The organism is Mesorhizobium sp. M7A.F.Ca.CA.004.04.2.1, assembly GCF_004022825.1.
Taxonomy (GTDB): Bacteria; Pseudomonadota; Alphaproteobacteria; order Rhizobiales; family Rhizobiaceae; genus Mesorhizobium.
Genome location: NZ_RZPH01000177.1, coordinates 1 through 7900 on the forward strand (window position 1 = coordinate 1; position 7900 = coordinate 7900).

Annotated in this window: 5 protein-coding genes and 5 pseudogenes; 4 read left to right on the top strand and 6 right to left on the bottom strand. The window is 60.0% G+C overall.

The genetic code is table 11. From position 1 onward, the window contains the following. From EN893_RS10785 to EN893_RS10795, 3 genes and pseudogenes are all read right to left on the bottom strand, one after another. Positions 1-222 (bottom strand): annotated as a pseudogene (locus EN893_RS10785) (acyltransferase); the annotation flags it as partial. Between the two features lie 853 nt (positions 223-1075). Next, positions 1076-2284, bottom strand: a complete 1209-nt coding sequence (locus EN893_RS10790) for a beta-ketoacyl-[acyl-carrier-protein] synthase family protein (RefSeq protein ID WP_063169402.1) — start codon at positions 2282-2284, stop codon at positions 1076-1078. Continuing rightward, on the bottom strand, positions 2285-2566 hold the full coding sequence (locus EN893_RS10795) for an acyl carrier protein (protein WP_029356603.1): 282 nt from the start codon (positions 2564-2566) through the stop codon (positions 2285-2287). 1758 nt (positions 2567-4324) lie between these two features. On the opposite strand from EN893_RS10795, the gene EN893_RS10800 reads away from it, so the two are divergent. Next, entirely contained in the window at positions 4325-4741 is a 417-nt protein-coding gene (locus EN893_RS10800; RefSeq protein WP_063169404.1) for a hypothetical protein, read from the top strand. Positions 4742-4979: 238 nt separating this feature from the next. Here EN893_RS10800 and EN893_RS40015 read toward each other — a convergent pair whose 3' ends face one another. The 3 genes and pseudogenes from EN893_RS40015 to EN893_RS10815 all read right to left on the bottom strand — a co-directional run. Beyond that, positions 4980-5471 carry a cytochrome c gene (locus EN893_RS40015; RefSeq protein ID WP_244514239.1) on the bottom strand — a complete coding sequence of 164 codons (492 nt, stop codon included), beginning with the start codon at positions 5469-5471 and terminating at the stop codon, positions 4980-4982. A gap of 41 nt (positions 5472-5512) precedes the next feature. Next, entirely contained in the window at positions 5513-5746 is a 234-nt protein-coding gene (locus EN893_RS39150) for a hypothetical protein (RefSeq protein WP_127312611.1), read from the bottom strand. A 9-nt stretch (positions 5747-5755) separates the two neighbouring features. After that, positions 5756-6035: pseudogene (locus tag EN893_RS10815) on the bottom strand (DUF411 domain-containing protein); the annotation flags it as partial. Between the two features lie 801 nt (positions 6036-6836). On the opposite strand from EN893_RS10815, the pseudogene EN893_RS39155 reads away from it, so the two are divergent. From EN893_RS39155 to EN893_RS10830, 3 pseudogenes are all read left to right on the top strand, one after another. Next, a pseudogene (locus EN893_RS39155) lies at positions 6837-7041 on the top strand (isopenicillin N synthase family oxygenase); the annotation flags it as partial. Between the two features lie 8 nt (positions 7042-7049). Continuing rightward, a pseudogene (locus EN893_RS10825) lies at positions 7050-7319 on the top strand (pyridoxal-phosphate dependent enzyme); the annotation flags it as partial. A 278-nt stretch (positions 7320-7597) separates the two neighbouring features. Beyond that, positions 7598-7761: pseudogene (locus tag EN893_RS10830) on the top strand (thioredoxin domain-containing protein); the annotation flags it as partial. Positions 7762-7900 lie beyond the last annotated feature (139 nt).

Sequence of the window (7900 nt, forward strand, 5' to 3'; positions counted from 1 at the left end):
GCGCCGCAGCATGCCGATGTGAGCCGCTACCCCATGCGCGTCGTAGCCGATTGCGCGGAATTCCGGCCTCGCGCCGGCCCAACTGCGGCCGCCTTCGAATGGCTCCGCGTTGAAGGCGCCAGTCCGTCCATAGGTCTTTCGAAAAAAGTCGGAGAGTTCGACATGGTCGGCCAGTTGCAGCTCATTTTCCCAGCACAACTTCCACTCGACATTCGGACGCATGGAAGACCTCACCTTGTAGCTGTCTGGTTGAGATAAATGTCCAAGCATTGATTAAATAATTGGCGTCGCGCCAACGGGGCGTAACTTGTGGGGACCGCCGAAAGACCAAGCCGCAATGCAGATGCGACTGACTTTGTACGCCCCGCACACCAGATGATGCTCCTCAGATCCAACGCAACCATCGGAACTACCTATCTTTCCAACTTGAAGCGCTTCTATGGGACCTGCAGCAAAAACGGTAAAATCCTTTGTTTAGATGAAAGGTATCCACGCTTTGGATAACTGGGCGAATGCGTTCCATATGGCTGGTCAATTATCGTCGTCACGCTCGAGGCACTTCTGACGAAGCGCAAAGCTCACGCCCGCGGCACGCGCGGCCGTTGCCGGGCCGCGCGATTATCTCCGTAAGAGCCGAGTGGAGCTCAGACACGACGATTGATCAGAATCTGATTCGCGGGTTCAGTATCTCTTTCGTGTATCCAGCTCTGGGCTGTCCTTTGGCGGGAGTTAGGTTCGCCCAGGTTCTGAGCCTGGGGCGTTGGCCCGTTCGCCGCGCAGGCTCCTTCGCACATCGTCGAGGCCGAGAAAGAGGGGCCACACAGCTCCCCCTGTACTTTCCACCACCCGACACCAGCGCTCACCCAGGGCGCCGGCCTTGCTCACCTCAACGGATAGCGCACTCGCGCCGCTTCACGATTAAAAGAATTCTACAAGCAAGATGCCTGTTTGATCGAGAGACGTCCGCTGCCAATTCCCGCATCGCAGAGGCAGCCAATAGCGCTCGCTTTACATAGTGGTCCGGCAAGCAGCTAGATACGACAGGTGACCTCAAATGAGGCGTCTTGCATGGCTTCTACACCTGCCTGAATGCCAGAACTGCGTTCGTACCGCCCATGGCGAAGGCGTTGCTCATGGCGACGCGCACCTTGCGCTCCCGCGGCACATTGGGTGTGATGTCGAGGTCGCAAGCGGGATCTGGCTCGCGATAGTTGGCGGTCGGCGGCACGACGTCCTCTTGGATTGCCATCACGCAGGCGATCATTTCAAGCGCGCTCGCTGCGCCGAGGCAATGCGCGTGCGTGGACTTGGTGGAAGAGATGGACATCGAATAAGCGTGGTTTCCAAACACACGCTTGATCGCCGCCGTTTCAGTCTGATCATTGCTCTTGGTACCGGTGCCGTGCGCGTTGAGGTAGTCGACGTCCTCGGCATTCAGCCCGGCATCGGCAAGGCAGGCGCGCATCGCCGACGCTGGCCCCTCGACAGATGGCGCGGCAATGTGGAAGGCATCGGCGGAAAGGCCGACGCCGGCGATCTCGGCAAGAATTGTGGCACCACGCCTCGTGGCATGCTCGTAGCTTTCCAGCACGGCCATGCCCGCACCCTCGCCCAGCACCAGGCCCTTCCTATCGGCGGAGAAGGGCCGGCAGGTATCGGGTGAAAGCACGCGCATTGCTTCCCATGCTTTCAGCACGCCCCATGCGAAGGGTGCGTCGCTGCCTCCGGAAACCATTACGTCGGCCCGGCCCAGCTTGATCTGGTCCACCGCCGAGGCGATCGCATGGTTGGCCGAGGCACATGCGGAGGTCACCCCGAAGACCGGCCCGCGCAAGCCGAGGCTCAAGCTAAGATGGACGGAAGCGGCGCTGGGCATCACCTTTACTCCAGTGAAGAGTTCAGCACGGATTGCGCTACCCAAAAGCAGTGAGCGGTAAGTTTGTTCTGTTGCGTACGAACCGGTAAATCCGACGCCCACTGTCGCGCCGAAGCGATGGGCATTCCCCTCGTCGCAGGAAAGTCCGGCCTGCCGCATGGCTTCGCGCGCTGCAAGCACGGCGAGCAAGCTGAAGCGGTCCATGGAGATGAGATGCCCCCGGTTGATGTCGTGCTGGGGCAGCGCCTTGATCTCAGCGCCGGTCATGCCCTCCAGGTCATGAAGCTCGGAATTGGCGATCGGGCCGATGGCGGAGCGGCCTTCGCGCATCTCTTTCCACATAGAGGCGGCCTCGGTGCCCAGTCCGCACAGGCCGCCCACTCCGGTGATAACGACGCGCCTGTCCATTCAAGCCTCCTTCGCAAGCAAGCCGCGGACGGCTTCCACGACGTCGCCGACATTCTTGAGATTGGACCAGGCATCGGCCGTGTTCATGTCGATCTTGATGCCGTAGGCCTGCTCCACATCCCAGAGGACGTCCGCCAAACCCAGCGAATCGAACCCGAGCGCGTCCAGTTCCGTGGCGATTGTTATCTCGCCGACGAATGACGCAGGCATTCCCTCACCGCTCTCCGACTCGGCGCGTTTCTTGATCAGGGCAATGACGTCCGTTGCGAATTGATCGGCCATTCTGTTTCCTGTCTTTCTTTCCCGCGTTTCGACCTGGACGCGGCTCAGTTCCTGAGGCGCGCCGCGTCGCGAAAGCCATCACGCTTGGGCAACTGACAAAACCCAATGCTCATAAAGCCGGATCAGGTCCGGCCGGTGTGTGGCGTAGGTGCAGTATGACGATGTGAGCCGCTACACGTGCGCGTCTCCCGGTCTGTCCATAGGCTCGGAAGAAGTCGGACAGTTTGACATGGCCGGTCAGTTGCAACTCCCTTTCCCAGCACTCCACTGCCCGGTAGAGCGCATGAAAAATCTCCTTTCGGGCGGTTTCTTAAGACGCTCGCCACGCCATGAGGCAGTGGGGGCATCGGTGTCCATCAGGTGCTTCTGCCCATGCAGGATTCCAGAACATTGATGAAATCGTTTGTTTCGATGAAAGGCATCCACACTTTGGATGGTTGACCACGCTTTTCAAAGATCGTGAACTACATCTCCTCGTTGTGCTCGACGCACTCCGGACAAGTAACCTCATGGGCGCGGCATGCAGGATTAACCGAGCCCAGCCGGTCATGAGTGCGGCCTTGCCGGGTCGGGCGATAGGCAGTCATGCCCTGCCCTTCCTGCGGGTCAAGCACTCCGAAAAAACATTTCCCCCATAAATGCTAGATCTTCCGTTGCCTTTTCGCGTCACAGGCCGTCAAACGCCCGGCCGTTCACAACAGTGATCCGGCAAGTGTTTGGCTGCGCGAGACGATGCTGCAGGGAGTCGTCCTGCATGGCACTTCGCTATGATGCTGCGGTGCCGTCTAACGGCGCCTCGTGCTTGAACGCACTGAACGGCCACCGCGATCAAAATCGATGGTTCGAGGACCGTTGATCATCACCCCGCCAGCCTCGATCTTGTTTGCCGCCACGAGAGCGACACAGAGACTGCTGGTGAAGATGCCCGCCTGCCCGCTATGTTCCGGATGGTTGACCATCCCGGATGGACCCATCGAGGGTGTCAAGGCGAGCATGAGCACAGGCGCGAACAGTTCACGGGCAGGCGCGACGGTGGCCGCAAAGCAACGTCGCGCCAGCATGCGATCTCAGCAGGATCGGCACCATCCTGTCAGGGAGCAATGCGAGTGGCTGGCTTAGCCGCTGCGACGCTGCCCGGCATCGCGTTCAATTGATCTGGCGCCTTAAATGCAGGAAGGCTTCGCGGCCGGTACGAGGCGCATCCCTCCTCCGAAGCAGCACGCCCAAGTATCATCACAAGCCCCGAGCGCCCGCGTTCGGCGATGTCCAATTTCCGACAATGTCGGAATACAGTCAGATCTGCTGGATTGACTTTAAATGGTTTTCTCATTTGGCACAGCGCATGCTGGTTATCCGGAAACACGTGACCGACCAACAAGAAGTCGCATGACACAACCGAAGCCATCCATGTCTGACGGGCTGCCCAGGATACCTACTGCGACCGCGCTTGCCCGGTGACGACCGCTCCGGCTCCGCCCGTTACCGACGAGGCAAAGTGACGGATTTCCTGCGTTTCAACGACATGGAGGTGGTTGTCATTCCCGCTGGGGGACAGACTCGGCCTGTTCAAGGCATTGCGCGAAGGCGGCAAGATGACGGCCACCCGTGCGCGAACTCAAGGAGCGCAGCCTGTATCGTGTATCAGGCAAATAGGCCGTCGGTCAGTGACCTTGACACAGGGGACATGCGCAAGGTCCTGAAGTTTGATGCAGCGATAGAAGGGTGCCAATGACAACAATAGCTTACAGGAACGGAACCATGGCTGGCGACGGCCGAGCCTTGGGTTTTGACTCAGTATCCGTCGGTGAGAAAACGAAGGTGTTTCGCTTATGCGACGGCACACTCATCGGCGTTTCCTCTTCGTCCTTGGGTATTCCAAAGGCCGTTCGAGACTGGGTTGAGAAGGGCATGGATGTTTCTGATATTCCTGTGCCGCGCAACGACGACAATTTTGAATTTGAGGCGCTGATAGTGCGCAAAAATGGGGAAGCCGTATTGTTGGACGGCAATTGGCTGCCAAGTGATCCCGTGAAAGGTGAATATTATGCCATCGGGAGCGGCAAGCAGTATGCTTTGGCCGCGCTGGTTTTGGGCAAGTCAGCTAAGGAAAGCGTCGAAGTTGCCGCGAAACTCGACGTTTGGACTGGTGGCACAGTCACTGCCATAACTCACTAAACCCGCCTTTCGGCGGGAGTGTGACAGTGCGAGCGTGGAAGTAGGGCGCCACCCCGGGGCACGTCGAGCCCTGTCATGTGAGCTGGTCCATAAGCGCGCGAAAGCGTCCAGTTGTGGCCAAAAGCACGATTTGCGACAGAACCGGCCCGCTTCTATGAGTATGGGCCGCTTTTTGCGGCCAGCGTGCTTGCCATCCTGCCGCCAGTGGCCGTCGCCTTCTTCTTCCAAGGTTACCTCGTCATGAAGTAGAGCACCACGATCTTGTCGGAGAGATCGGAAGGCGGACGGCCCTTCCGTCCGCGTCGGCCAGTTCGAAAGGCGGCGCGGCCTGCTCGTCGATCGCCTGGAAGAACCTCTCCGCGCTGTCCCTCATCTTGTCGAGATCGGCGCCCGGATGGTGGGCCAGCGCGGAGGTCCCGAGGATCAGCGCCAGAAATTGAATCGCAAGCGACGGTTTCGCTTTCATGGACAATGCATTCCGGTTGGGGGCGTTCGAGGGCTCCGCGGCTAGGATTGGTCTCACTGTGTCTGCTCCCGCTCCCGGCGGCTCATCTGCCTGATAGGCGCGTTCCCGCTCGGGCCATGTGCTTTTGATGAAGGCCAGAACGGCCCGGATCTCCTCGTCGGTGAGGACATTCCCGAAGCCCGGCATGTCGCTCTGGTAGCCGCCGCCGACGACCGCGGCCGGTCCCGGCGCCGGCATGCGTCCCGAAGGCAGCGGGCTTTCCAATCGCGCTGACCTTCGCCTGGCTAAAACCGTCTTGCCTAGCGCTATCGCCGCGGCCGGGGCGCGGCCATCCGGTTGGCGAGCCAAGGCAATGTCCAGACCAATCCGAGGCCTGCCGCGGCCACGCATCGATAAGAGGACCGACGCCCTTCTCCTTTGCCGCCGCTGGAGAACAGGTATTTGATCAGCGCGGCCGTCCCGAGGACGAGCACGACGACGACAAGCAGCCACACCAGGCCCGTGCCGAACATCATCATGCCGCTCATGCATTCCATCATCGAAGCCTCCTATTCCGTGGCGTAGATGCCGCCGGTCGCGTCAGACTTTCGGATTTCGAGAATCTCGAAGGGCGCTTCCTTCGTGCCACTCATGCCGGGGGAGCCCATCGGCATGCCGGGCAGCGTCATGCCCTTTGATGTCGGGCCGCTCGGTCAAGAGCTTGTTGACCGTGCCGACCGGCACATGGCCGCTCACCACATAGCCGTCGATGAACGAGAGAAGGCAGCCATCGGCTTCCGGCGGAATGCCCTCTTCGCGGCTCATGGCGAAAAGGTCGTGAGTCGGCCTTGACGGTGATTCCTGGAAGGCCGATTCCAAGGCGAGCTGGCTTGAAGGCCGCGGTCCGGATGGTCGACTAGGCAGCTTGGTTCCACGATCGCAATGCTTGATCGCTTCATTGCAGGCCATGGGCTCTCGCCCCCTCCTTTTGCCACACGAGGCGCCAGCTCACGTGTTGTTGTTGGCGTGCGCCCCGGCAACCGCTTTCACCAGCCGCTCCAGCGATCCCGCGCGCTCCAGCTCCGCAAAGAATGATGCGGCGTGACGCTACCCAGCCGGTGCTTCTCGGCCTTCCAATTAAACTGTCTCGACGAAAGAGCCGTCTCCGTTGCTCCGGTCTCGGTGTTGAGTTCTCTAAGGCTGCGCCACACCTTGGTCCCCACGCCGGCAAATGATCTCACTATGCAGCCCGTGCTCGCACGCTCTCAAACTAATTACCGCTGCTGCAACACGCCGCCTGGCGGCCTGCACCGAAAAGCCGACAGGGGTGCATCTGAATAGCCGTGAACCCAGGTCTCAAAGACCATCCGGCGCGACGAGCGGACGCACCGCACGTGTGACACCCGCCTTGTGGGGCAGGGTTGCCTTTCTCAATCCCGGCGTTGGTCGGCGTCCCAATGAGCAGCAAGCTATTATCGGCCGCCGAATCTTAGTGGCTTCGTCGAGAGCCTCAATCAACCAAGCGGCGAAAGCCCCGCTAGAGTCTCCGCCCGCCTGTCGCTATGAAGCAGTTGCAGCCAGCGCTGCTTCAGGCGCATGAACTCGCCCGATGCAATGATTTCCGTCGCCCTGGGTCTTTCGAAGGGCACTGTTTCTATTCCCTTCTTCTTCGGCGCGCGGCTTGATGCCGACATACGGTTTCTTGACCTGCCGCCTGAACTGGCTGCCGAAGCGGGTGCCCCGCCAGCGACCCCGACAATCCCCTGTTCCGCAACTGCTGAAGAGCCGACTGCGCTCGCATCCCGATATTGCGCAACGGCACTATGCCGACATTCTGGAGACCGCAGCCGCATGAGCCTCGAGATGTTCCGCCGACCGTCGACAAAGGCGTCCTCTCGCCTGCGTCCGCCATTTGTCAGTGCTCGATCTGATTGGGGAGACGCCGGTCGTCGAACTGAAGAGATTCGATACCGGCAGGTGTCGTCGCTTCGTCAAGATCGAAAGCCAGAATCCCGGCGGATCGATCAAGGATCGCATTGCGTTGTCGATGATCGTTAATGCCGAACAGCGTGGCACGCGCGGGGCGGTACAATCATCGAAGCGACCGCTGGCAACACAGGGCTCGGCCTGGCCATCTGGCGGCACGAAGCGCGTGATCGCGTGTCCAAAAGCTGACAGCGTCAGACAAATGTCAGGTTCATTACAACCAACATCTGGGCACTGACGAGGTTTTTCGAAGCAATGGGCGCTAACTGCGCGCTGAGCGCGTTGGCATGGCTTTTGAGACTGAGTGACTGTGACTGCACTCAATGGGGCAAGACGAGCGATGCGCTCCTCCCTGAACCCGTGTGCCGTCTCTGAGAGGAAACCAGCTCGTGCAGAAACCTTTGGAAATAGCTTTGGACCGCAACGTGGTATTGCAGATGGAGTCCCCGGCTCCTTCGATTAGAGTCGAGAACTGGCTGCATGGCGAGCCCCTCACGAGCTTTGAGCCCGGCAAGTGTACATAGTCGAATTTTGGGCAACTTGGTGCGGCCCATGTGTGGACGGGATGCCCCATCTGATCCAGCTGCAGGGCGTCGCCAGGCGCACCATCTGGACAGCAGGAACTGGACTATGGGCAAGGTAACAGGCTTTCTCGAAATCGACCGGCAGGTGCACAAGTACCAGCCGGCCTCCGACCGCATCCGGCATTTCCGTGAATTCACGCTGCC